The following is a 21,178-nucleotide window of genomic DNA, read 5'->3' on the forward strand; positions in this document are numbered from 1 at the left end:
AACGCTGCCGCGCAGTCGCCCGCCATTCCCGGCGTCCCCGCGACCCCGGCTCATGGTGCAACACCCGGCGCCGATACCGGCGCCCAGCCGAACTTCGGCATCGAATCGGCCCCCGGGGGCGGTAGCGCGCCCGCCGCGGGCGGTGCGGAATCCGCCGCCGGTATCGATCGTCCGGACCCAGCCCAGTCCGCGCCGAACGCGCCCGGCTACTCCAGTCCCTGGGGCCGATCCGCCGGTCCCGCAGCGACTTCCGCGCCCGGCGCGCATCCGCAGGGCGGGCGCACCGAGGGCTTCGACGGTTTCGGTGGTGCCGGTCCGACCGGCCAGATTCTGGAAGGTCATGCGGCGCAGCAGGGTTCGTGGGCGCGCGGCCAGGGGCAGAGTCATCCGTACGGCACTCCCGCGGGCTACGGCGCTGCGGGACAGCAGGGTTCGGCTCCCGGGTCCTCCGGTGCGCCCTCGTACGGCGCGACCGAACAGCTTCCGGCCGCCGGGACCGAGCAATTGCCGGTCGGCCCGTATGGCCAGGCGTACGCGGCGTCGGGGGCCGGGTACGCCCAGGGCATGGGCGGACCGCAGCACACCGAGCCGATGTTCGGTGGTCCGGGCGGTCCCGGCGGGCCGGGTCAGCCGCCGCACGGCCCGGGTTTCCCGGGCGATCCGGGCGCGCCCGCGCCCAAGCGGTCCGGCCGGGCCGGGCTGGTGGCGGGTGCGATCGTGCTGGCCCTGGTGAGCGGCGGTATCGGCGGTACCGTCGGCGCGCTGGCCACCCGTTCGGACAGCGGCGGTTCCTCGCTCACCAACGCGCTGGACGCGCCCAAGCCGAATGTCAGCACGGTGGCCAACGCCCCGGCCGGTTCGGTGCAGGCGGTCGCGCAGAAGGTGCTACCGAGCGTGGTCATGATCCGGGTGGCGGGCGCGAAGGCCGAGGGCGAGGGCTCGGGCGTGGTGCTGTCCACCGACGGTTTGATCCTCACCAACAATCACGTGGTCAGCGGTGCGGGCCCGAACGCCAAGATGGATGTGGCGTTCAGCGACGGCACCACCGCGCCCGCGCAGTTGGTTGGCGCGGATCCGGTCTCGGATCTCGCGGTCGTGCGGGTGTCGAACAAGCAGGGGCTCAAGCCGATCGAACTCGGTGCCTCCGGCAATCTGCAGGTCGGTGAGTCGGTGGTGGCGATCGGTTCGCCGCTGGGCCTGGCGGGCACGGTGACCACGGGCATCGTCTCCTCGCTGAACCGCCCGGTGTCGACCAGCGGTGAGGCGAATTCGCAGGGCACGGTCATCGACGCGATTCAGACCGACGCCGCCATCAACCCGGGCAATTCCGGTGGTGCGCTGGTGGATATGAACGGCAAGCTGATCGGCATCAATACCGCCATCGCGACCCTCGGGGTGTCCGAGGCCGCGGGCGGGCAGAGCGGTTCGATCGGTCTCGGTTTCGCGATTCCGGTGGATCAGGCCCGCCGGGTGGCCGATGAGCTGATCAAGAACGGCAAGGCCACCTACGCCCAGATCGGCGTGAAGGTGCGCGCGCAGGATGACGTCAACGGGGCGCGCGTGCTGGAGGTGACCCCGGACGGTCCGGCCGCCAAGGCGGGCGTGCCGAACAACGCGGTCGTCACCAAACTCGATGACCAGGTGATCGATTCGGGCAATGCGCTCATCGCCGCGGTGCGTTCGCACCGTCCGGGCGACAAGGTCAAGGTGACCTTCACCGATGACCAGGGCAACAATGCGAAAACCGTCGAGGTGACCCTCGGCGAGGCGGCGGCGGAAGGCGGTCGGTGATGCGACAGGACAGTGGCAGGACACCGCTGCCGGAGATCCGGGTCACCCCGGATGGCGGCTGGGAGCTGTTGTCGGACAACGGCACTGTGTTCTCGGGTACGGCCGCGGTGCTCGCGGGTCCGGGCACGGTGATCCCGGGCGCAGCCGCCGGGCTGTCGGGTCCAGGCGCTACGGTTAGCACCATGGAAATCGATGCCGCTGTGGCGGGCCGTGCTCTTGTCGTGGTCGTCGACGACCGAACCGCTCATGGCGGCGTGGACTCCTTCGGGCCGCTGGTCACCGAACTGCTCACCGAGGCGGGCTTTCTGGTGGACGCCTCGATCTCGGTGCAGGCCGATGAGGTCGAGATCCGCAACGCGCTCAATACCGCGGTCATCGGCGGCGTCGATCTGGTGATCTCGGTCGGCGGCACCGGTATGTCCCCGCGCGATGTCACCCCCGAGGCCACCGAGGAGGTGCTGGACCGGGTGCTTCCCGGTATCAGCGAGGCATTGCGCGCTTCGGGTCTGGCCTCGGGTTCGCTGGACGCGGGGCTGTCCCGCGGGCTGGCGGGCGTCTCGGGTTCGACCCTGGTGGTGAACCTGCCGGGTTCGCGGGCCGCGATTCGCGACGGTATGGCCACGCTCGGCCCGCTGGCGAGCCGGGTTATCGATGAATTGTCCGGTCTGTCGGAATGATTTCCGAATCCCCGGATTCCACTTCTTCGGATTCCACGCAGGATTCCCAGGATGAAGCCCGCCCGGCCGCGCGCCGGGCGGGTTCTCGCCGTTTATCGGCCGCGGACGCGGCCAAACTGGCGGCGATCTTCGGCGAGGCATTGCCCGCCACCACCTCCGATGAGCGCACCCCCGAACCGGATTCGGGTCGATCCGGCGATGACTGGTTGCGTTCCCAGGTGCCCCCGCATCACGGCTGAATTCCCGGCCGAATTCGCTGAGCGCGCTCACTCTCGAGTGTGGTCACCATCGCAGCCGCGTGTTGTTCGCGCGGCATTCCGCCCGCTCGGCGGCGCATCTCACATTCACGGTGATTCATCGCTGTATTCGCATGTTCACCACACTGTTGCCAAATAGTTGCAGCTGTGGCTATCGTCTCGCTCGGGTCGATATAGATACGTGTCCAAAGGGTTTGAGCAGACTGCTTGATATTTGCTCACTGGGAGTTGGATGCGGCGCGCGACCACATCAGCTCCGGTGGTCGGAGCTGAACGCGAGACAACCTGATGAGGGAACGAATGAGCGAGAACCGCACCAGCGGTATCCGTCGCGCCGTCCGCTTCGCGGGCATCGGCGCAGCCGCCTCGGTGGCGCTCGGTCTGATGTCGACCGGCGCCGCCAATGCCGATACCTTCGTGCCGTTGCCGGACGGTCAGAAGGTCGCTCCCGGTGGAGCTGTCACCATCACCCGCACGGGTGAGCACGCCGTCATCTCGCCGTCGCTGGCCGCCAATGGCGCGGGCCGCGTGGTCTGGGTGTCGGGCAATGCCGTGGCCGATGTCGCCGAGACGCCGGAAGGCACCGTCGGCCCGAACAACGGCGCGGCCAACCTGCCGGGCTCGAACAATTCCTCCACCCATGGCGCCTCGCACCTGGCCACCGGCTACATCGTGGGCTGCCAGGTCGACATCGCGAGCAACGCGATCTCCGCGGGCGTTTCGGGCGGAATCAACCTCAGCGGTGGCAGCCTCGGCGCGTCGGTCGGCCTGAATCTCGGCCCCGGCGAGGTCAAGTTCGTCGAGATCGACAGCAAGGACATCCTGAAGGCCGGCCACTACTCGGTCGAGTACCAGGACGCTCAGATCCAGGTCAACGGCTGCGCGGGCTATGCCCAGGCGCGGGCGTACACCGTGGTCGAGGTCATCGGTGACCACTACTCCAAGACCACCCTCTACGGGCAGCCGTTCAGCCTCGGCTGAGCCGCCCGGACATCCAATTCATTACTCGCGTAAGCGAATTCGACCCTAGAGGGATAATGCGATGAACATCCGCAAGACTTTGGCACGGGCGGCCGGTATCGGCGCCGTCGCCACCGCCGCGCTCGGCCTGTTCTCCACCGGCGCGGCCAATGCCGACACCTTCGTTCCGCTGCCGGGTGGCGAACTCACCAAGACCCTGTCCGATGGCACTGTCGTGACCGTGCGCATGGTCGGCGAATCGGCCAATATCAGCCCGTCCATGGGCAGCACCCCGGTGCACCGCAACGCCTGGGTTTCGGGCAGCGCGCAGGTGCAGCTTTCGGGTAACACCACCGCGGTCGGCGGCAAGATCTTCCCCGGTTACGTGGTGGGTTGCCAGGTCGATATCTCCGGTGGCGGCGCGACCGGCGGCGCGACCGGCGGAGCCGACTTCTCCGGCAATATCGATCAGGGCGGCACCGGCGTCACCAGCGGCGGCAACCTGACCCTCGGCCCCGGCCAGACCCGGTCGTTCTACGTGCTGGACCTGGAGCAGGCCGATGATTTCGGCAGCGAACAGCACAAGGTTCGCAATGCGTTCAAGGGTTCCAACGGTTCGGTCACCTGGGCCGACGAGACCATCGGCCTGACCGGTTGCGGTGGTTACGCCCAGGCCCGCTCCTTCGTGAGCGTCGAGGTCGAGACCGACAATGTGATCACCTGGGTGACCCTCTGGGGGCAGCCCTTCAGCCTCGGCTGATTCCTTCCGCTCTGCGGAAACCTAAGGGGCCCGGCGCTTTTAGCGCCGGGCCCCTTTTGCTATCCATAGCATTCCCGACATACATCAGGGCATAGATCCGGGACTTGTGCGGGTGCACTGGATTCGGTTCTCTCACACCTCACAGATCACAACGGTGATGTAAAGTGCCCTGCGTCGCTACACATTAAGAATTTGTTAGCAGTAACACAGTGGCAACAATGTGGCGACAAACTTACCCGGGGTTCCCCAAGAGCCCCATTTCAACCTCGGTGGTCGAGGTTGACCGCAAGAAACCTGATGAGGGGAAGTATGAGCGAGAACCGCACCCACGGTCTGCGTCGTGGTGCCCGCATTGCGGGTATCGGCGCTGCCGCGGCCGTGGCCATCGGCCTTTTTTCGACTGGTGCCGCTAATGCCGATACCTTCGTACCGTTGCCGGACGGTCAGAAGGCTGCGCCCAGTGGAACTGTGACGATCACCCGTACGGGTGAGCACGCCATCATTTCACCGTCGTTGTCCTCCAATGGCGCTGGCCGCGTCGTGTGGGTCACCGGCAATGCCGTCGCCGAGGTCACCGAGACCCCCGATGGCACGATCGGACCCAACAATGGACCTGCCAATGGCAACGGCTCCAACAATTCCTCCACCCATGGCGCCTCCCAGCTGAGCACCGGCTACATCGTCGGCTGCCAGGTGAACATCGCCGATAACGCCATCACCGCTGGTCTTTCCGGCGGCATCAGCCTCAGCGATGCCTCGGTCGGCGGCTCCATCGGCGTCAACCTCGGCCCGGGTGAAGTCAAGTTCGTCCAGATCGATTACAAGGACATCCTGAAGCCGGGTACCTACGCGGTCGAGTACCAGGATGCCGAAATCCAGCTCCAGGGTTGCGCGGGTTACGCCCAGGCGCGGTCGTACACCACCGTCGAGGTCATCGGCGATCACTACTCGAAGACCACCCTGTACGGCCAGCCGTTCAGCATCGGCTGATAGTGGTCACCCCCGCCAAATCACTTCTCGCGCAAGCGAAATCAACCCTCGAGGGAAAACTGTAATGAACATCCGTAAGACTGTGGCGCGGGTGGCCGGTGTCGGCGCCGTCGCAACCGCCGCTCTTGGCCTGTTCTCCACCGGCGCCGCCAACGCCGATACCTTCGTCGCGCTGCCGGGCGGCGAACTCACCAAGACCCTGTCCGATGGCACCGTCGTCAACGTCAAGCTCGTCGGCGAATCCGCCAACATCAACCCGTCCATGGGCGCCACCCCGCTGCACCGCAACGCGTGGGTGTCGGCCTCGGCGCAGGTCAACATCTCCGGTGACACCACCGCCACCGGCGGCAAGATCTTCCCCGGTTACGTGGTCGGCTGCCAGGTCAACATCGCCGGTGGTGACACCAGCGCCGGAGCCACCGGTGGCGCTTCCTGGGACAGCTCGGGCAATGTCACCCCGTCGGCCGGCGCCACCGGCGGCGGCAACCTGAATCTCGGCCCCGGCCAGGCGAAGTCGTTCTACGTGCTCGACCTGGAGCAGGCCGACGACTTCGGCTCGGAGACCCATAAGGTCCGCAATGCCTTCAAGGGCAACAGCGGTTCGGTCACCTGGGCGGACGAGACCATCGGCCTGAACGGCTGCGCGGGCTACGCCCAGGCGCGTGCCTTCGTCAGCGTCGAGGTCGAGACCGACAATGTGATCACCTGGGTCACCCTGTGGGGCGCGCCGTTCTCGATCGGCTGATCTCTATAACGTAAGACGAACGGGCCCGGCGCATTTCGCGCCGGGCCCGTTCGTGTTCGCGTATCTTTTGCGTAAATTCGCGCCGGGCAGCGGCTTTCGCGCCGACCGCCGGAATCAGCTCTCGTGCCTGCCCCCGGCGGTGCCGTTCCGGCCCTCGGCGAGCAGATCCCGAATCTGTACCAGCACTTCATTATCCGACAGCGGAGTATCGGTACTGCCCCAGCGCGCCTTGGCCTTGGTGGCCGGAACCACCAGGATGAAGTACAGCAGCGCCGCGATGATCAGGAAATCCAGCGCCGCGGTGATGATCGGTCCGATCGCGACGAATGTGGCGGGTTTGTCCGCCACCAATTGGAATCCGAGCCCGAGTTCATTGCTGCCGCCGAACACCGCGAGCAGCGGATTGATGACGCCGTTGCTGAAGGCGGTGACAACGGCCACGAACGCGGTGCCGATGACGACCGCCACGGCCAGGTCGACGACATTGCCGCGAAGCAGGAAATCCTTGAAACCCTTGAGCATTGCCGGAAACTCCTCTGCGTAAGGCGGGTGGAGCCTGCGTGATGCGTTATCGGGGATGCTAGTTCACCCGGTGGCCAGGTCAGTGGAACACGACGGTGAGCGCGGTGCGGAGCGAGGCGGCGGCGACGGCGGTGGCGCGCCGAGAGTCCAGGGCCACCAGCACGACGCGTTCGTCCCTGCCGGGGGTGGTGTTCGCGCCGGGGGCGAGGACGACGGCGGCATCGGTGGCCAGCAGGCGGGCGGGGCGGCCGCCGGTGCCGGGTTCCTCCGCGGCGACCACGTCGACGCGGTCTCCGGCCCGGAGGATATCGGCAACGGCGTTGTCGGCCAGGCGAATCGGGACTATGCGGGCGTCGGGGGAGTGGGCCGCCACGGCTGCCAGGCGGGGGCCGATGACACGCAGTTCGGTGAGGATCTCGCCCGGTGCGACCGCCCCGGTCAGGGTCGCGCCGCGCAGTGCGCCGGGTTCGCGGATCGCGCCCTCGGGCAGGGTGGCCGTCTCCCGGGGCGCGGGGCGCAGATCCTCGGCGGCGAGGACGTGGCCCGGCGGCAATTCGCGGGTGGCGACGAGCACCTCGGTATGTCCGGCCGCCGGATCGCCGCGCACCGCCAGGACGGCGGCGAGCAGTAGCAGCGCCACGGCCGAAATGCGCCGCAGCAGTACGCCGTCGACCCACGGTGGGAGCGATGCCATGAGGACTTCGAGGCGGGAACCGCGGCCGAGATCGGCATCGCGGCCGGGTGTGCGCAAGCGGATCATGCACGGAAGCCTAGGTCCGGGCACAGGTCAGCCGACCCCGGAAAAGGGTCGGCTGTGGATAACTTCGATGCTGTGGATATCGGTCGGTGCGACCGGAAAAGGCCTGGTCGGAGCCCGGGCCCGGGCTACCGGATCAGGCCGCGGAGGTGCTGTTCGAGCTCGAGCTCGAGGTCGTCGCGGCCGGGGTGGAGCTGCTGGTGCTCGCGCCGTTGGAACCGCTGCTCGAACCGGTGGAGCTGCCGCTGTCCGAGGAGGACGCGGGCTTGGCGGCCTCGCTGGAGGTGCTGCCGTTGCGGCTGTCGGTGCGGTAGAAGCCGCTGCCCTTGAAGACGATGCCGACCGAGTTGAAAAGCTTGCGCAGCTTTCCATTGCAGCGATCACACGTGGTGAGCGCGTCATCGGAGAAGGACTGCACGATGTCGAACTTGTTGTCGCACTCGGTGCAGGCGTACGAGTAAGTAGGCATCGGGAAACCTCTCCACGGTCTTCGTCGATCTAGCACTCTACAGATGACAGTGCCAACACTGCCAATCGGGTGTCAATTCCCGGGTTATTCACCCAGCTCCAGCAGTCCGCCGAACGGTGTCAGCGCCCAGCCCATTCGATGGTCGTGCGATTCACGCGGCAAATGGTCGACAACCTCATCGTCGCGTACCACCGCGATCATTCGGGCATCGGCTCGGCTCGCGTGCAGACTTCGATCGTAATAACCCGCGCCGCGACCCAGTCGAGTCCCACTCCGATCCACCGCCAGCGCCGGGATCAGAATCACCTCCGCCAGCCGCAGCGCATCGGCGATGGGCGCGCCGTCGGGCTCGCGCAATCCGAATCGCCCGCGCCGCAACCGTTCCGGCCCTTCGTACTCGGCCCACTCCAGCGGACCCGGCTCACCGGTGACCGGCAGCAGTACCCGCGCACCCGTCGCCCGCAGCGCGTCCAGCATCGCGACCGATCCCGGTTCGCCGCCGACCGGCACATACGCGCAGACCCAGCTGTGTCCGGCCAATGCCGCGGCGTGCCCGGCCAATGCCTCGGCTTCGCGTTCCCGTTGTCCGGGAGTGATCGCCTTGCGCCGCGCCAGGATCTCGCCGCGCCAGGCCGCCTTGTCCCGCACTTCGCTCACGCCCCAACGATATGCGCCCGCGCCGCGCGTCCCGATCACCGACTATGTGGCGCTCAGCACTGTTCGCGGTGGCGGGAGTGGGTATGAAGTGGTGGAAGGGGTGCGCACATGCCGGATGGGTATGGCTTCGCGCGCCCGCGGTCCCGCGTTCGGTGCGCTCGGTGCGCGCCGGACGCTTAGGCTCTCGGGGACGTCGGGGCGTTGCTTCGGCCGCGACGACGCTCCAGACGGATGGATAGGGTGAGCTCATGACAGCTAATGGCGGCGGAGCCGAGTGCTTCCGCACCGCGGTGGTGCCCGCGGCGGGGCTCGGCACGAGGTTCTTGCCCGCGACCAAGACGGTGCCCAAGGAGCTGCTACCGGTGGTCGACACCCCGGGCATCGAGTTGGTCGCCGCGGAGGCCGCGGATTCCGGCGCCTCCCGGCTGGTGATTGTGACCTCGCCCGGAAAAGACGGCGTGGTAGCGCATTTCGTCGAGGATCTGGTGCTGGAGAGCACCCTCGAGGAGCGCGGTAAGCATCACCTGCTGGAGAAGGTGCGCAAGGCCCCGGCGCTGTTGGACGTCACCTCGGTGGTGCAGGAGGAGCCGCTCGGCCTGGGTCACGCGGTGGCACAGGCGGAATCGGTGCTCGATGCCGACGAGAGCGCCATCGCGGTGCTGCTGCCCGATGATCTGGTGCTGCCCAGCGGTGTGCTGTGCGCGATGGCCGAAGTGCGTGCCACCTATGGCGGTTCGGTGCTGTGCGCCATCGACGTGCCCAAGCAGGAGGTCAGCGCGTACGGCGTCTTCGACGTCGAGGTGCTGCCCGGTGCGGACGCCGATGTGCTCAAGGTCAACGGCATGGTGGAGAAGCCGCCGATGGATCAGGCGCCGTCCACTTTCGCGGCGGCGGGCCGATACCTGTTGGACCGCGCCATCTTCGACGCGCTGCGCCGGATCACCCCGGGCGCGGGCGGTGAGTTGCAGTTGACCGACGCGATCGCCCTGCTCATCTCCGAGGGACATCCCGTTCACGTTGTGGTGCACCGTGGGTCGCGACACGATCTGGGTAACCCGGGCGGCTATCTTCGTGCTGCGGTCGATTTCGCTTTGGAACGTGAGGAATACGGTCCCGCCCTGCGCGAGTGGCTGGAGCAGCGGCTCACCTCGCAGGAGTGAGCGATGCCGCCGACGGGGTGTGGTTAGTGCGCGAGACCAGGGAAGGGCGGCATGCGCTCGGTTGAGGATCAGCAGATCAAGGTGACCGCGGCGGCTGTGGCGCCGCGGCCCGTTCGGGTCGCTATCTCGGAGGCCCAGGGACTGCTGTGTGCCGAGGATGTGGTCACCGAGCGTCCGCTACCGGGTTTCGATCAGGCCGCCATCGACGGCTATGCCGTGCGCAGCGTGGATGTTTCCGGCGCGGGCGCCGATATTCGCGGTGAGGACGGCGAACCGGTCGAGCTGACGCTGCCGGTGGTCGGCGAGGTGGCGGCCGGTTCGCGCCAGCCGATTCGCCTGCAACCGCGCCAGACCGTGCGCGTGGATACCGGCGCTCCGCTGCCGACGCTCGCGGATGCCGTTCTGCCGCTTGATTTCACCGATGGCGGTCGCGCCCGGGTGAAGGTGTACGAGCCGGTCCGCTCGGGCGATTACGTGCGCCGCATCGGCGATGACGTGCAGCCGGGTGATCTGGCGGTGCGCGCGGGCACCATTATCGGCCCCGCGCAGGTGGGCCTGCTGGCGGCGGTGGGCCGGGACAAGGTGCTGGTGCATCCGCGCCCGCGCCTGTCCGTGCTCTCGGTGGGCGGTGAGCTGGTCGATATCGATCGCACGCCCGGACCGGGCCAGGTCTACGACGTGAACTCCTACGCCCTCGCGGCCGCCGCGCGCGACGCGGGCGCGGATGTGAACCGGGTCGGCATCGTCAGCGCCGATCCCAAACGCCTGCGCGATGTGGTGGAGGGCCAGCTGGTTCGCTCCGAGGTCGTGGTGATCGCGGGCGCGGTGGGCGGCTGGGCGTCCGAGCAGATTCGCGAGGCACTGGAAGGCCTGGGCGAATTGGAGATCACCCGGGTCGCCATGCATCCGGGTTCGGTGCAGGGTTTCGGCCTGCTCGGCCGCGATGAGGTGCCGACCTTCCTGCTGCCGTCGAATCCCGTTGGCGCGCTGGTGGTTTTCGAGGTGATGGTGCGACCGCTGATTCGAATCGCGCTGGGGCGCAGACATCCCATGCGCCGGGTGGTGCGCGCCCGCACGATTCTGCCGATCGCCTCCATCCCCGGCAGGCGGGGTTATCTGCGCGCGCAGCTGATGCGCGATGAGCAGACCGGTGACTATCTGGTGCAGCCGCTGGGCGGGCCGAACGGCGCGTCCTCGCATCTGCTGGCCACCATGGCCGAGGCCAACAGTCTGATCGTGATCGATCCCGATGTCACCGAGGTGCGTACCGGTGACGAGGTGCGGGTCGCCTTCCTCGCGCAGCGAGGCTGAGGCCTTGGACATGAACGTCTTCCGGGCCGCCCAGCATCCGGGCTGGCCCGCACATCTGGGACCGGTGCGCGTGGCGGCCGGTCAGGTCACGTTGCGCCCCATCCGGTTACGGGACGCCTCGGCGTGGAGCCGGATTCGCACCCGGGATCGGGAGTATCTGGAGAAGTGGGAGCCGACCGGACGGGGTTCCTGGGAGGCGCGCAATCACGCCGGGAATTGGCCGTCACTGTGGTCGAGCCTGAAGGCGGAAGCCCGTCGCGGCGCGATGATTCCGCTGGTGATCGAGGTGGACGGCACCTTCAGCGGTCAGATGACGGTGGGCAATATCGTGCGCGGCGCACTGCGTTCGGCGTGGATCGGCTACTGGGTCTCCAAGGAGGTCAGCGGTCAGGGTGTGGCGACGGCCGCGCTGGCGCTGGGCCTGGATCATTGCTTCGGCGAGGTGGGACTGCATCGGGTGGAGGCCACGGTGCGCCCGGAAAACCTTGCCAGCCAGGCGGTATTGCGCAATGTCGGCTTCCGCGAGGAGGGACTGCTGCGCCGCTATCTGGATGTGGACGGTGCGTGGCGCGACCATCTGCTGGTCGCCATGACGGTCGAAGAGGTCTCGGGAACCGTGGTGGACAAGCTGATTCGCTCGGGGCGCGCCGCGCAGCCGTGAGCCGCCGCACCGGTTGATCTCGACATCCATACCGAGTCCGAGTCGTGTGACTACTGTGGCAGGTGTTGACGGCGCGCCTGCGGGTTATTCCTGAGGCGCCGAACTAGCCTACGGACGTCGGTGGTGCGTCCTCGTATGACCGGCAGGTGCTGTGGTGCACGTCGATGGACGATGTACGAAGGGATGCGAGCCAGGCGGGGACGGAGGTGTTGGGCGCGATGCCGAATTCGATCTTGTGGATCGGACTGGTCGTGCTCTGGGTGTTCGTGCTGTTCCCCATGTTGGCCGGCCGCCACCCCCGCATTCGCCAGCACACCGACGCGGCGCTGGCCACCCGGGTGTTGCATCGCGGGGATACCGAGCGACGCATCAGAAAAGGTCCGGCATCCGGACATGACACCGACCCGGACTACGTGCCGGTTCGCAGGAAGCATCACCACGATGATCCGGAGGATCGGATGACCAGATCGGACGACAGCACTCGAGCTGAATCGGACGACGAGGATTTCGACACCGCCCGCGAACGCGATACCGAGAGCGCGGTTTCCGCGCCGGAAACCGTGGTGGCCGCGGCCACCGAACCGGTGACCGAAGCGGCAGGTGATGAATCCGAGTCCGGGACAGCGGAATTCGACAGTGAGACGCGAACGGTCGGGGAAGTCGACGATACTCCCGGCGAAGTGAACGATGAGCGCCCCGCGCGCACAGCGCATTCGGACGACGCGGACCAGGCCCAGGATGTGCGTGCGACCCGCGACGGCGGCGATGAACCGCGCAGGCGCGTGCGGATGGACGCCCCGCAGCGCAGCCGGGTCCCCGCGCTGCGCGACCAGGAGCCCGAGTACGACCCGGACGAACTCGATGCGGACGACCCGGATTTCGTGCCGTCCCGGCGCGGTCGCGGTGGCTACGATCCGGAGGCCGATGCCATCGCGCGCGCGGCCCGCTACACCTTCCGGCAGCGCGCGGTACTGGGCCTGGTGCTGAGCACGCTGCTCTTCGCCGGTGCGGGACTGGCGATTTCGGCCACCCTGTGGTGGCTGGCCGCGTTCTCCGGGACGGTGCTGGTGGGCTATCTGGCCTACCTACGCAAGCAGGTGCGGTTGGAGGAGGACATTCGCCGCCGCCGCGCCGCGCGCCTATCCCGTTCCCGCCGTGAGGATGCCGAAGCCGAGGCGGCGGCCGAGGCCGACCAGCCGCGGCCGGATCGGGAGGAGACGCGCACGCAATTGCGGCGCGCGGTGCTGGTGGAACCGGATGACGAGGATCCGCTATTCGAGCATCTGGAATTGTTCGATGCCGCTACCGCACGGGCCGTCCGGGAACGGGCCGCCGGCCGCGTTCGCCGCGCGGTCGGTGAATAGGTTCGCACCGACGTAGTTAGGCACTGAAACTTCAATGGGTGCCCGGCCATTGGCCGGGCACCCATTGTCTTGTGCTGTGCCGCTAGCGGGTTCCGGGCATTCGGGTGGTTACCGGTATCTGCTGTTCGATGAGTTCGGCGAGGGTGCGCAGTTTGGCCGCGAATTCGCGGGCCGCCACCGGATCCTCGGTGGAGCCCTTCACCACTTTGGAAGAGAGTGCGGCCAGCCGGGATTCGGCGGTGCTGAATACATCGGGTGCGGGCGGCGCGTCCTCGGCGAGATCGCCGCGCAGCCAGGATTGCAACCGCCGCACCACCTCGCCCTGTTCGTAGTCGCCGGGCAACACCGCGATCGCTTCCCGGAGTTTGCCCGCGGTGACCTTCGCATCGGCCGCCAGGGTGGTGTAGACCGTCACCGCGGCGTCCTCGCCGTGCGCCGCCATGATCGGCAGCAGTTCGCGAATCTGGCCCTCGTTGATGGAGGGCGCGACCGGATGCAGCCGGGCCGCCAACGGCCACGCGCGAATCAGCTTGTGCGCGTACGAGCGCTGCATATCCCAGCGCTTCTCCACGTAGTCGTCGAAGTTGGCGTGCTCGGCCCGATACAGGCGACCGTCCCGCACGATCTGCAGCGCGCGCCCGGCTACCCAGAACGCGACCCGCAGTGCGTCGATGGAGGATTCGCACAGATCGAGCTGTTCCAGCTCGCTGGCGTTGAGCGGCCCGTCGCCCGCCGCGGGCAGCGGCATGGTGAGCACGCTCGGTGATGCGGTGGCCGCGCCGCGCAGGGTGCTGCCCACGCTGCGCAGTGCCGGATCGATTCCGCGCATGGCTGATTCGACCCTCGATCCGGGTGTGGCTTTGGGGCGCACCGGCTTCGCGTCGACCGGCGCCGAATCCTGTTCATCCGGGGCGGGTTCGATCACCGGGGCGACCGGATCGGCACTGGGGGTGACGAACATGGCGGCCGGGGATTCCGCCGCCATGGCGGGCGGGAGCACCATCTCTGTTTTCGAGGCCTTCGTTGTGGGTTTGGCGGTGGCGGGAGTCGGTGCGGTGCTGTGCCATTCGGCATCGCGCAGCGGGGAGACCGGGGGCGTGTGCTCGGCCTCGTCGGAGAGGGGGTTGCGGGTGGGGGCGGGGTGGGTGCCGCCGATGGAGCTCTTGCGTCGCTGCGGTGGCATCAGGCCGATACCTCCAGTGCGTCGGGGGTGGTGCGGGTTTCGTAGTACGGGCGCAGCAGTTCCGCGCCGACCTGGCTGTATTCGCCGAGGTCCTCGATCGGGTTCTCCGCGCCGTCGCCGACCTCACCGTCGGCGGCCTCGCGGTACCACTTCCACGCGCTCACATACGATTCGAAGACGTCGTAGCCCGCGCCTTCGAGATTGGTGCGCTGCGTGCGGTATTCGGTGGAGACGTTGACGCCGTTCTTCATGGTGACCGGAACCTTGGTCATCAGCACCCGCACTCGGATGGGCCGCGCGCTCTCGGCGGCGGCCTCCTCGGCGGCCCGGTAGGTACTGGGGACGCGTTTGACCTCGGACGGGCTCACGCTGGTCACCAGGATCAGCTCATCGCTCTCGGGTACCGCGGCCTTGAAGATATCGGCGGATTCACCGCCCGCGTCGACGATGATCACCTGGTACTTCCCGGCATTGTCGGTGATGCAGTCGTTCACGTGCCGGGACGGAAAGGCGATGAGTTCGAAGGGAACGTCGATATTCTCTTTCCGTAGCCGCCGGTACCAGGAGTATCCGGTCTGGCTGAGCGGGTCGGCATCGATGACGAGGACCCGAAGATTGTGCGCGACGGCGAAATACGAGGCGAGGAAGAAAGCCGACGTGGTCTTGCCGACGCCGCCTTTCAGATTCCCCAGGGTGACCACCAGCGGTTCGGGTAGTTCGGGTAGAGCGGCGGAATCTGTCATTGAATCCTCCGGATTATGAGGAGGGAGCTCGTGTACGCAAGTCTCACACGAGTCGCCGCGTGGGCGCCGTATTGCCGGTCTGTTTCGCGAAAAAGCGGCTGTGTCCAATTGGACACAGCCGCTTTTGTTTACGAATCCGTTATGAATAACACGCGTGTCATTCGTTACCGCCTTGCCGAACAGGCGTTCTATGCAATGTGGAACTGCCGCAGTACCGAGATGTTCGTGAACGGAAACCGGATAGCTGACGCTTGATGGAAGGACCGCATCATGGAAAGTATCGGTGATAGACAGAACCTGCCCCAGCTGCCGCGGCTATCGTGGCGGAGCATCACCACCGGCATTCTCGCCGCCGCCGGAATCGGCGCGGCACTGCTGTTCACAGCGGGTGAGGCCGAGGCGACGCCGGTGACGATCCCCGGTATCGGCCAATTCGAGGTCGCCGATGAACTCGCCGCCCGGCTCGGCATCATCGCCCCCGCACCGGATGCGGCGGTTGTCGAGATGCCGACCGTGGACGAGTCGATTATCGAAAGCTACGAATTCCGTCCCGTGACGATTCTCGGCACGGGTGTGAATTCGCGGACTCCGCGCCTCGCGGCGATTCCGGAACAGCCCGGTCGCCCGGTGCTTCCCGAATCCGCACCGGCGGCTCTGCCCGAATCTTCACCTGCGGTGCTGCCCGAATCCGCACCCGTGGTGATGTCGGAATCCGTCCCCGCGAATATCGCGGCGGAATCGCGTCAGGTGACCGTCGCGGGTCTGGGTGAATTCTCCATTCCGAGCGCGCTGCCGTCGCTCATGGGAATTCCGGGCGTCACCGATGCCGCCGCCGTGCCCGCGCCGATGCCCGCCGCCATGCCGAAGAAGTCGGCGGGCGAGCGCGCGGTGGAGGCGGCCCGAACCAAAATCGGCTCGAACTACCGCGCCGGTGGGACCGGTCCCGACAATTTCGACTGCTCGGGTTTGGTGCAGTGGTCCTATCACGAGGCGGGTGTGGATTTGCCGCGCACGAGTTATTCGCAGCTGGCAGCCGGCACCCCGGTCTCGGTGGACGAATTGCAGCCCGGTGATCTGGTGTCGTTCTACGGCGGCGGGCACTCCGCGCTGTACGCGGGCGACGGTCAGGTCATCCACGCCGCGACCTACGGCTCCGGCGTGAAGCTCTCGCCGATGAGCGAGATGCCGGTCAGCGGCGCCCGCCGCTTCTGAGTAATCCGGGCGAGAACGGATGGGAAGTCCGCATCGAATTTTCTTTCGGCGCGCGTCGAGACCGGCACAAAATACCGGCCGCCTGACACAATGCTGCGGACAACCACTTCATCATCCGGCACGGAGTAAGAGGTGCGAAATGAGTAAAAGGAATTCAATAGCGATGGCCCGGGCGGCGGCGGTGGCGCTGGCGACTTTCACGGTCGCGGGGCTGTCGACTTTCGCGGCGGCTCCCGCGAATGCCGCGCCGGTGTGCGCGGGAGCGGGTCAGCCGACCGTCGTGGTGGCGAATCCGGGTGGCGCGCTGGAGGGTTTGACGATCGATCCGGCCGGCCGCGCCTTCACCACCGATCTGCTCACCGGCCGGGTATTCCGCATCGACTTCCCGGGCGCGGCCGCGGTGCCGATCGCGACGGTGCCCAGCGGCGGCGGTGGCGCGTTGGCCTGGACGCCCGATGGCAAGCTGCTGGTCGGCTACGGCGCCGATGCGCGGGTGATCGCGGGCGACAGCCTCCGGCACGCCGGTATCGTCACCGTCGATCCGGATACCGGTGCGATGGCCCCCTACGCCGCGGGTTTGAGCGCGGCCGACGGTATGGCCGTCTCACATGACGGAATCGTCTACGCCACCAATGATTTCGCCAATCTCATCGGCCGGGTGTACCCGAACGGCGCGGTACAGGCCGATTGGGGCAATCTGCCCAGCTCCAATGGCGCGGTGCTCAGCAGTGACGATCGTTTCCTCTATGTCTCGCGGACCTTCGTCAATCCCGGGGTGAGCCGCATCCCCACCGATGCCCCGTGGGCGCCGCAGTCGGTGCTGGATCTGGGTGGCGGTGACGCGCTGGACGCCCCCGACGGTTTGACGCTGGATTCGCTGAATCGTCCGGTGGTGCCGCTGAATCCGTCCGGCCAGGTGGTCCGCATCGATGCCAATAATCAGTTCTGTGTGCTGGGCTTCGGCAACAACCTGACCAGCGTGGTGAGTTACGGCCGTGGCGGGCAGGGTTTCTCGGCGGGCCGGTTGTTCGGCGCGACCTTCACCGGTGTGGTCTACGAGATTCCGGGCGGATTCGATCCGAACGCCCGCACCGCCGCGCCCTGATCCGGGGCGTCGATCTGTTCGGGGCGGGGCGAACGCTACGTTGCGTTCGCACGCCCGGCGATCGCGATGTGCACTCGAAAGTTGTATTACGCCAGGTTAATTCACTTTGCAGCCGAGCAATAATGCTGCAGCCTAATGCGATTGGGTTGGTGTTGTGTTGCAATAGATTTGGTGAGGGAGGTGGTGCCCATGCCCGGAGGGCGGCTCACGCCGGAGGATCGCCGGCGCATTGCCACGGGTTTGACGCAGGGACTGGGGTACGCGGAGATAGCCCGGCAGCTGGGCCGTCCCACGTCGACGGTGAGCCGGGAGGTGACCCGCAACGGCGGACCGGGCGGTTACCGCGCGGATCTGGCGCACGCCGCGACGGTGGTGCGCTCGCGCCGCCGGGTCGCGCGTCCCAGGCGGAGCGAAAAGCCGCCGGGCGCAGACGAATACGGGCGGTTGCCGGCGGTGGTCGGTGATTTCAGCGCGCAGTTCGCGGAGCTGTTCGCGCGCACCGGGGTGCCGAAGATGGCGGCGGCGGTGCTGGCCCGGCTCTATGCGGCCGACTCCGGCAGTATCACCGCCGGTGAACTGGTGCGCTATCTGCGGGTGAGTCCGGCGACCGTCTCGGCGGCCGTCGGCTATCTGGAGGGTCAGCAGTTGATTCGCCGGGAGCGGGATGCGGGCACCCGCCGGGATCGCTATTTCCTCGATGAATCCGCCTGGTACCGGGCCACTCTCGCGAGCGCCCGAGCGAATGAGTCACTGGCTGCCAAGGCGCGCGACGGTGCGACCGTGCTCGGTATGAATTCGCCTGCGGGGCAACGGTTGCTGGGGATGAGCGAGTACCTGGAGAAGGTCGGCCTGGATATGGTCCGCTCCGCCGAGCGCTGGCGTACGCAGCTGGGGGCCTGACCGAATCCGGGTGCGGACATGCGTCGAGCATAGACATACATACGGTATGTATGTAAAAGTGGTGGGGTACCCACGGGCATTGGAGCAACGATGGCAACAAGCACATCACTCGGCCGTACCCACGAACTCGATCTTCCCGGCGGCCGCATCAGGTACCACGACACCGGCGAGGGCCCGCCGGTCGTCTTCATTCACGGACTGCTGGTCAACGCGGATCTCTGGCGCAAGGTGGTGCCGCGGATCGCGGCCGCGGGCTACCGCTGCCTGGCCCCGGATCTGCCGCTCGGATCGCACGAAATCCCGTTTCCCGCAGCGGATCTCACCCCCACCGGGGTCGCCGATCTGATCGCCGCCTTCCTGGAGCGGCTGGACCTGCGCGATGTCACCCTGATCGCCAACGACACCGGCGGCGCGATCACCCAGGTGCTGCTGGCCCGCGATCGCTCCCGCATCGGGCGCGTGGTGCTGGCCTCGGTCGACAACTACGAGCGTTTCCTGCCCCCGCCGCTGACGGTATTGCCTTGGCTGGCAAGGATTCCGGGCTCGATCCGCCCGCTCACCGAGAGCATGCGCTGGCGCGCCCTGCATGCGCTGCCGATCGGTTTCGGCTGGGTCGCCAAGCGGCCGGTACCGCCGGAGATCGCGGATTCGTATCTGCTGCCCAGTCGCCGCTCGGCCGCCATCCGCAAGGATCTGCGCCGACTACTGCTCACCCTGAACAAGCGCTACACCCTCGAAGCGGCGCGGAGTTTCGGCGATATCGAGATCCCGGTGCTGGTGGTCTGGGCCGCCGAGGACAAGTTCTTCCCGGTCGCGGGGGCCGAACGGCTGGCCCGGGATTTCCCGAACGCCACCCTGCGCCTGATCGACGATTCGTACACCTTCCTGCCGGAAGATCAACCCGAGTTGCTCAGCACCACGATCCTGGAGTTCACTCGGCTGCATGCCACGCCGTAGCCAGGAGGACCGCTCGCGCACCACCCGGGCCGCGCTCGAGGACGCCGGACGACGGTTGTTCACCGAGCGCGGCTTCGCCGGTACCTCCGCCGAGGATCTGGTGGCCGCCGCCGGTGTCACCCGCGGCGCACTGCATCACCACTACGGCGATAAGCGTGGACTGTTCCTGGTGGTGCTGGAACAGGTGGAGGTGGAAGCCTCCGCCGAGATCGAAACCGCCATCGCCGCACACGATTCCGCCGATGTGCTGGGCGGGATGGCGATCGGCCTGGCCACCTTCCTGGAGATCTGCCGCCGCCCCGACATGCTGCGGATCGTGCTGCAGGACGCCCCGACGGTGCTGGGCTGGCAGGCTTTTCGCGAATTCGAGGCGCAGCACGGGCTGGGCCTGATCGTCGATATGCTCGAACGCGGCCGCGGGGAGGGCCTGATCGTCGACGCGCCCGTCCCCATGCTGGCCCAGCTCTTGATGAGCGCCCTGACCGAGGCTTCGCTCATGATCGCCAATGCCGAGGATCCGGATCTGGCCCGCGCGCAGGCACAACAGTCCATCATGCTGCTGCTCGCGGGTGTCCTCCGTACCTGATCCGCCGCGTATTCGCTACGGCGGCGGCGCTCCCGCCGTTCCGGGGAAGGGATGCATGGCAATTGCCGGGAACCGCCGATGAATTCGATCCACATAGCGGCGCACCGACGAGAGTTCGGCATCCAGGGATCGGCGGACATCGAGGGTGGCGCTGGACTGTAGTCGCCGGGCCAGGGTCGCGGCGTGCTTTTCCAGTTCGGCCAGAAAGACCCGGGCCTGCGCCAACTCGGGATCCTCGGCACTGTCGTAACTATCGAACATCGGCTACTCGGATCATGCGGTTCGGGTGCGCCTTCGCGCGGCGCGACCCTCTGGGCTGCATAACGCGGAAGTATTCCACGCGGTTACTCGACGTGCTGGCCGAATGGTTTGCGATCCTGCGACATTCGCGAATCGATTCGGACATGTCCGGGCGGGAAGTGATATTCAGGTTCGCCCACTAACGTCACTCCCATGGCCATCAGCTATCTGGAATCGATTGTCGTCGGCGCGTTGCAGGGGGTGAGTGAGCTCTTCCCGGTCTCGAGTCTCGGCCATAGCATTCTGCTTCCGGCCTGGGTGGGCGGGCAGTGGGCCGACGATCTCAGCATGTCCGCGAAGAACTCGCCGTACCTGGCGCTGCTGGTGGCCATGCACGTGGCGACGGCCATCGCGCTGGTGGTGTTCTTCCGGCGGGACTGGATCCGGATCTTCGGCGGGCTGTGGCAGGTCGCGCGCACCCGGGAGATCCGTTCGCCCGAAGCGCGATTGGGGGTGCTGCTGATCATCGCCACCATTCCGGTCGGGGTGGCCGGACTGCTGCTGGAGAAGGCGGTGCGCAATTATCTGGGCACGCCGATTCCGACCTCGGCGTTCCTGATGCTCAACGGGTTCGTGCTGCTGTCGGCCGAACTGCTGCGCAAGCGCGAGACCCAGCGGGATCTGGCGCTGGTCAGTCCCACCGCGCGCACCGTGGATCTGTCCGCCGAGGACACCCTGGTGCTGCCCGCCACCGATCCGGCGTACGCCTCCGATATCCGGCTGGCGCGGCTGAGCGTGCGGTCCGTACTCATCATCGGCTCCGCTCAGATCGCGGCGCTGTTCCCGGGAATCAGCCGCTCCGGCAGCACGATTGTGGCGGGCGTATTCAAGGGCATGCGGCACGAGGATGCCGCGCGCTTCGCGTTCATGCTGGCCACGCCGGTGATCCTGGCGGCCGGGGTGCTCAAGACGCCGGAGCTCTTCACCCCCGAGAACCACGCCATTCTCGGTCCCGCGCTGGCGGGCAGCGTGGTGGCGGGCCTGCTCTCCTATGTCTCGGTGAAATTCCTGACGGGATACTTCGAGACGAAAACACTCACACCGTTTGCCATCTATTGCCTGATAGCGGGTACTGCTAGCCTCGCGTACTTCACCTTGGCGGGGTGAGAAT

Annotated in this window: 24 protein-coding genes; 17 read left to right on the forward strand and 7 right to left on the reverse strand. The window is 67.2% G+C overall.

The genetic code is table 11. The features are described from left to right. The first annotated feature begins 564 nt into the window (after nt 1–564). The 7 genes from ACFVUS_RS32180 to ACFVUS_RS32210 all read left to right on the forward strand — a co-directional run bounded on the left by ACFVUS_RS32180 (nt 565) and on the right by ACFVUS_RS32210 (nt 6,180). Nucleotides 565–1,791, forward strand: a complete 1,227-nt coding sequence (locus ACFVUS_RS32180; RefSeq protein WP_387778406.1) for a S1C family serine protease — start codon at nt 565–567, stop codon at nt 1,789–1,791. Between the two features lie 182 nt (nt 1,792–1,973). Then, nucleotides 1,974–2,468 (forward strand): MogA/MoaB family molybdenum cofactor biosynthesis protein, encoded by a 495-nt coding sequence (locus ACFVUS_RS32185; RefSeq protein WP_364642969.1) that lies wholly within the window; start codon nt 1,974–1,976, stop codon nt 2,466–2,468. Next, complete coding sequence (locus ACFVUS_RS32190) at nt 2,465–2,707, forward strand: hypothetical protein (RefSeq protein ID WP_387775173.1); 243 nt, start codon at nt 2,465–2,467, stop codon at nt 2,705–2,707. Before ACFVUS_RS32185 ends, ACFVUS_RS32190 begins: the two co-directional genes overlap by 4 nt. Before the next feature lie 318 nt (nt 2,708–3,025). After that, nucleotides 3,026–3,706 (forward strand): MspA family porin, encoded by a 681-nt coding sequence (locus tag ACFVUS_RS32195; protein ID WP_387775176.1) that lies wholly within the window; start codon nt 3,026–3,028, stop codon nt 3,704–3,706. Between the two features lie 61 nt (nt 3,707–3,767). Further along, complete coding sequence (locus tag ACFVUS_RS32200; protein WP_387775179.1) at nt 3,768–4,445, forward strand: MspA family porin; 678 nt, start codon at nt 3,768–3,770, stop codon at nt 4,443–4,445. A 309-nt stretch (nt 4,446–4,754) separates the two neighbouring features. Beyond that, nucleotides 4,755–5,435, forward strand: a complete 681-nt coding sequence (locus tag ACFVUS_RS32205; protein ID WP_364642355.1) for an MspA family porin — start codon at nt 4,755–4,757, stop codon at nt 5,433–5,435. Nucleotides 5,436–5,499: 64 nt separating this feature from the next. Continuing rightward, entirely contained in the window at nt 5,500–6,180 is a 681-nt protein-coding gene (locus tag ACFVUS_RS32210) for an MspA family porin (protein ID WP_387775182.1), read from the forward strand. Nucleotides 6,181–6,294: 114 nt separating this feature from the next. Here the strand turns inward: ACFVUS_RS32210 and mscL are convergent, their stop codons facing one another. The 4 genes from mscL to ACFVUS_RS32230 form a co-directional block, all read right to left on the reverse strand. After that, entirely contained in the window at nt 6,295–6,702 is a 408-nt protein-coding gene (mscL, locus tag ACFVUS_RS32215) for a large conductance mechanosensitive channel protein MscL (RefSeq protein ID WP_387775185.1), read from the reverse strand. 79 nt (nt 6,703–6,781) lie between these two features. Beyond that, a complete protein-coding gene (locus ACFVUS_RS32220; protein ID WP_387775188.1) occupies nt 6,782–7,462 on the reverse strand; it encodes an SAF domain-containing protein in 681 nt (226 codons plus the stop codon). Nucleotides 7,463–7,595: 133 nt separating this feature from the next. Continuing rightward, complete coding sequence (locus ACFVUS_RS32225; protein ID WP_387775191.1) at nt 7,596–7,928, reverse strand: FmdB family zinc ribbon protein; 333 nt, start codon at nt 7,926–7,928, stop codon at nt 7,596–7,598. A gap of 84 nt (nt 7,929–8,012) precedes the next feature. After that, nucleotides 8,013–8,585 carry a 5-formyltetrahydrofolate cyclo-ligase gene (locus ACFVUS_RS32230; protein ID WP_387775194.1) on the reverse strand — a complete coding sequence of 191 codons (573 nt, stop codon included), beginning with the start codon at nt 8,583–8,585 and terminating at the stop codon, nt 8,013–8,015. A 248-nt stretch (nt 8,586–8,833) separates the two neighbouring features. On the opposite strand from ACFVUS_RS32230, the gene ACFVUS_RS32235 reads away from it, so the two are divergent. The 4 genes from ACFVUS_RS32235 to glpR all read left to right on the forward strand — a co-directional run bounded on the left by ACFVUS_RS32235 (nt 8,834) and on the right by glpR (nt 13,081). Further along, nucleotides 8,834–9,745 (forward strand): UTP--glucose-1-phosphate uridylyltransferase, encoded by a 912-nt coding sequence (locus ACFVUS_RS32235; RefSeq protein WP_387775197.1) that lies wholly within the window; start codon nt 8,834–8,836, stop codon nt 9,743–9,745. Nucleotides 9,746–9,796: 51 nt separating this feature from the next. Next, entirely contained in the window at nt 9,797–11,056 is a 1,260-nt protein-coding gene (glp, locus tag ACFVUS_RS32240; RefSeq protein ID WP_364642334.1) for a gephyrin-like molybdotransferase Glp, read from the forward strand. Nucleotides 11,057–11,066: 10 nt separating this feature from the next. Beyond that, nucleotides 11,067–11,717 carry a GNAT family protein gene (locus tag ACFVUS_RS32245; protein WP_364642331.1) on the forward strand — a complete coding sequence of 217 codons (651 nt, stop codon included), beginning with the start codon at nt 11,067–11,069 and terminating at the stop codon, nt 11,715–11,717. Between the two features lie 218 nt (nt 11,718–11,935). Continuing rightward, the gene (gene glpR, locus ACFVUS_RS32250) at nt 11,936–13,081 is read left to right on the forward strand and encodes a gephyrin-like molybdotransferase receptor GlpR (RefSeq protein WP_387775202.1); all 1,146 of its coding nucleotides are present in this window, start codon (nt 11,936–11,938) and stop codon (nt 13,079–13,081) included. A gap of 82 nt (nt 13,082–13,163) precedes the next feature. Here the strand turns inward: glpR and ACFVUS_RS32255 are convergent, their stop codons facing one another. Further along, nucleotides 13,164–14,264, reverse strand: a complete 1,101-nt coding sequence (locus ACFVUS_RS32255; RefSeq protein WP_387775205.1) for a hypothetical protein — start codon at nt 14,262–14,264, stop codon at nt 13,164–13,166. Then, nucleotides 14,264–15,007, reverse strand: coding sequence for a ParA family protein (locus ACFVUS_RS32260; RefSeq protein ID WP_387775208.1), 744 nt, complete (start codon nt 15,005–15,007; stop codon nt 14,264–14,266). Before ACFVUS_RS32260 ends, ACFVUS_RS32255 begins: the two co-directional genes overlap by 1 nt. Nucleotides 15,008–15,277: 270 nt before the next feature. On the opposite strand from ACFVUS_RS32260, the gene ACFVUS_RS32265 reads away from it, so the two are divergent. The 5 genes from ACFVUS_RS32265 (at nt 15,278) to ACFVUS_RS32285 (ending at nt 19,767) form a co-directional block, all read left to right on the forward strand. Beyond that, nucleotides 15,278–16,219: a C40 family peptidase gene (locus tag ACFVUS_RS32265; RefSeq protein WP_387775211.1), complete on the forward strand. Its 942-nt coding sequence runs from the start codon at nt 15,278–15,280 to the stop codon at nt 16,217–16,219. Nucleotides 16,220–16,382: 163 nt separating this feature from the next. Next, entirely contained in the window at nt 16,383–17,324 is a 942-nt protein-coding gene (locus tag ACFVUS_RS32270) for an SMP-30/gluconolactonase/LRE family protein (protein WP_387775214.1), read from the forward strand. 189 nt (nt 17,325–17,513) lie between these two features. Beyond that, on the forward strand, nt 17,514–18,224 hold the full coding sequence (locus tag ACFVUS_RS32275) for a helix-turn-helix domain-containing protein (protein WP_387775217.1): 711 nt from the start codon (nt 17,514–17,516) through the stop codon (nt 18,222–18,224). A 90-nt stretch (nt 18,225–18,314) separates the two neighbouring features. Next, a complete protein-coding gene (locus ACFVUS_RS32280; protein ID WP_387775220.1) occupies nt 18,315–19,181 on the forward strand; it encodes an alpha/beta fold hydrolase in 867 nt (288 codons plus the stop codon). Beyond that, nucleotides 19,168–19,767, forward strand: coding sequence for a TetR/AcrR family transcriptional regulator (locus ACFVUS_RS32285; RefSeq protein ID WP_387775223.1), 600 nt, complete (start codon nt 19,168–19,170; stop codon nt 19,765–19,767). Before ACFVUS_RS32280 ends, ACFVUS_RS32285 begins: the two co-directional genes overlap by 14 nt. Before the next feature lie 15 nt (nt 19,768–19,782). Here ACFVUS_RS32285 and ACFVUS_RS32290 read toward each other — a convergent pair whose 3' ends face one another. Then, the gene (locus tag ACFVUS_RS32290) at nt 19,783–20,028 is read right to left on the reverse strand and encodes a hypothetical protein (RefSeq protein WP_387775226.1); all 246 of its coding nucleotides are present in this window, start codon (nt 20,026–20,028) and stop codon (nt 19,783–19,785) included. A 192-nt stretch (nt 20,029–20,220) separates the two neighbouring features. On the opposite strand from ACFVUS_RS32290, the gene ACFVUS_RS32295 reads away from it, so the two are divergent. Then, nucleotides 20,221–21,174 (forward strand): undecaprenyl-diphosphate phosphatase, encoded by a 954-nt coding sequence (locus ACFVUS_RS32295; protein WP_387775229.1) that lies wholly within the window; start codon nt 20,221–20,223, stop codon nt 21,172–21,174. Nucleotides 21,175–21,178: the final 4 nt, after the last annotated feature.

It is taken from the genome of Nocardia sp. NPDC058058 (assembly GCF_042885355.1).
In the GTDB taxonomy this organism is placed as follows: domain Bacteria; phylum Actinomycetota; class Actinomycetes; order Mycobacteriales; family Mycobacteriaceae; genus Nocardia.

Excerpts from the sequence above, each read along its gene's own strand:
- ACFVUS_RS32180 (WP_387778406.1), top strand. The coding sequence starts at position 565 with ATGGGCGGACCGCAGCACACCGAGCCGATGTTCGGTGGTCCGGGCGGT.
- ACFVUS_RS32185 (WP_364642969.1), top strand. The coding sequence starts at position 1,974 with ATGGAAATCGATGCCGCTGTGGCGGGCCGTGCTCTTGTCGTGGTCGTC.
- ACFVUS_RS32190 (WP_387775173.1), top strand. The coding sequence starts at position 2,465 with ATGATTTCCGAATCCCCGGATTCCACTTCTTCGGATTCCACGCAGGAT.
- ACFVUS_RS32195 (WP_387775176.1), top strand. The coding sequence starts at position 3,026 with ATGAGCGAGAACCGCACCAGCGGTATCCGTCGCGCCGTCCGCTTCGCG.
- ACFVUS_RS32200 (WP_387775179.1), top strand. The coding sequence starts at position 3,768 with ATGAACATCCGCAAGACTTTGGCACGGGCGGCCGGTATCGGCGCCGTC.
- ACFVUS_RS32205 (WP_364642355.1), top strand. The coding sequence starts at position 4,755 with ATGAGCGAGAACCGCACCCACGGTCTGCGTCGTGGTGCCCGCATTGCG.
- ACFVUS_RS32210 (WP_387775182.1), top strand. The coding sequence starts at position 5,500 with ATGAACATCCGTAAGACTGTGGCGCGGGTGGCCGGTGTCGGCGCCGTC.
- mscL (WP_387775185.1), bottom strand. The coding sequence starts at position 6,702 with ATGCTCAAGGGTTTCAAGGATTTCCTGCTTCGCGGCAATGTCGTCGAC.
- ACFVUS_RS32220 (WP_387775188.1), bottom strand. The coding sequence starts at position 7,462 with ATGATCCGCTTGCGCACACCCGGCCGCGATGCCGATCTCGGCCGCGGT.
- ACFVUS_RS32225 (WP_387775191.1), bottom strand. The coding sequence starts at position 7,928 with ATGCCTACTTACTCGTACGCCTGCACCGAGTGCGACAACAAGTTCGAC.
- ACFVUS_RS32235 (WP_387775197.1), top strand. The coding sequence starts at position 8,834 with ATGACAGCTAATGGCGGCGGAGCCGAGTGCTTCCGCACCGCGGTGGTG.
- glp (WP_364642334.1), top strand. The coding sequence starts at position 9,797 with ATGCGCTCGGTTGAGGATCAGCAGATCAAGGTGACCGCGGCGGCTGTG.
- ACFVUS_RS32245 (WP_364642331.1), top strand. The coding sequence starts at position 11,067 with ATGAACGTCTTCCGGGCCGCCCAGCATCCGGGCTGGCCCGCACATCTG.
- glpR (WP_387775202.1), top strand. The coding sequence starts at position 11,936 with ATGCCGAATTCGATCTTGTGGATCGGACTGGTCGTGCTCTGGGTGTTC.
- ACFVUS_RS32255 (WP_387775205.1), bottom strand. The coding sequence starts at position 14,264 with ATGCCACCGCAGCGACGCAAGAGCTCCATCGGCGGCACCCACCCCGCC.
- ACFVUS_RS32260 (WP_387775208.1), bottom strand. The coding sequence starts at position 15,007 with ATGACAGATTCCGCCGCTCTACCCGAACTACCCGAACCGCTGGTGGTC.
- ACFVUS_RS32265 (WP_387775211.1), top strand. The coding sequence starts at position 15,278 with ATGGAAAGTATCGGTGATAGACAGAACCTGCCCCAGCTGCCGCGGCTA.
- ACFVUS_RS32270 (WP_387775214.1), top strand. The coding sequence starts at position 16,383 with ATGGCCCGGGCGGCGGCGGTGGCGCTGGCGACTTTCACGGTCGCGGGG.
- ACFVUS_RS32275 (WP_387775217.1), top strand. The coding sequence starts at position 17,514 with ATGCCCGGAGGGCGGCTCACGCCGGAGGATCGCCGGCGCATTGCCACG.
- ACFVUS_RS32280 (WP_387775220.1), top strand. The coding sequence starts at position 18,315 with ATGGCAACAAGCACATCACTCGGCCGTACCCACGAACTCGATCTTCCC.
- ACFVUS_RS32285 (WP_387775223.1), top strand. The coding sequence starts at position 19,168 with ATGCCACGCCGTAGCCAGGAGGACCGCTCGCGCACCACCCGGGCCGCG.
- ACFVUS_RS32290 (WP_387775226.1), bottom strand. The coding sequence starts at position 20,028 with ATGTTCGATAGTTACGACAGTGCCGAGGATCCCGAGTTGGCGCAGGCC.
- ACFVUS_RS32295 (WP_387775229.1), top strand. The coding sequence starts at position 20,221 with ATGGCCATCAGCTATCTGGAATCGATTGTCGTCGGCGCGTTGCAGGGG.